Annotated in this window: 1 protein-coding gene and 1 pseudogene; both read left to right on the plus strand. The window is 57.3% G+C overall.

What is annotated here, in order from left to right; genetic code table 11:
• Positions 1–106, plus strand: a pseudogene (locus NXS07_RS20620) (baseplate assembly protein); the annotation flags it as partial.
• A partial coding sequence (locus tag NXS07_RS20625) for a phage tail protein I (RefSeq protein ID WP_258087588.1) occupies positions 99–661 on the plus strand: 563 nt, incomplete at its 3' end. The pseudogene NXS07_RS20620 and the gene NXS07_RS20625, both read left to right, overlap by 8 nt.

The raw sequence follows: 661 nt of genomic DNA on the forward strand, positions 1-661 counted from the left end.
CCAGCGTGTTGACCTGAAAACACCGGCTAAAGACATGGTGCTGGATAAAACCCAGGCCAGTTTTTGCACCCGTTCGGCGGTCATCATTGGGGGTTCCGATGAATAACCGCCTGTTGCCGGTCGGCTCTTCCCCGCTGGAACTGGCCGCCGCCGAAGCGCTCGCCAGTCTGGCCGATATTCCCGTCCCGCTTCGTGATCTGTGGCATCCGGATCGCTGTCCGGTGAAATGGTTGCCCTATCTGGCGTGGGCGTGGTCGGTTGACCGCTGGGATATGGACTGGCCGGAGCGTGTCAAACGGGAGTCGATTAACGCCGCGATGTTCGTCCATAAGCACAAGGGAACGATTGGGGCCATCCGCCGGGTAGTCGAGCCGTTCGGTTACTTAATCCGCGTGATTGAATGGTGGCAAAACCAAGACCCGCCCGGCACCTTCCGGCTGGATATCGGCGTGATGAACACCGGCATCACGGAAGCGACCTATTTTGAGCTGGAACGGCTGATTTTTGATGCCAAACCCGCTTCGCGCCATCTGATCGGCATGTCCATTCAGTTGGAAACGGGCGGCACAGCCTATTGCGCCGCAGCCAGCTATGACGGCGATATCTTAACCGTTTATCCCTATGTTCCTGAATTAATCACTGTCACCGGCTCTGATGTGAT

This window comes from Xenorhabdus bovienii (assembly GCF_024721015.1).
Classification (GTDB): domain Bacteria; phylum Pseudomonadota; class Gammaproteobacteria; order Enterobacterales; family Enterobacteriaceae; genus Xenorhabdus; species Xenorhabdus bovienii.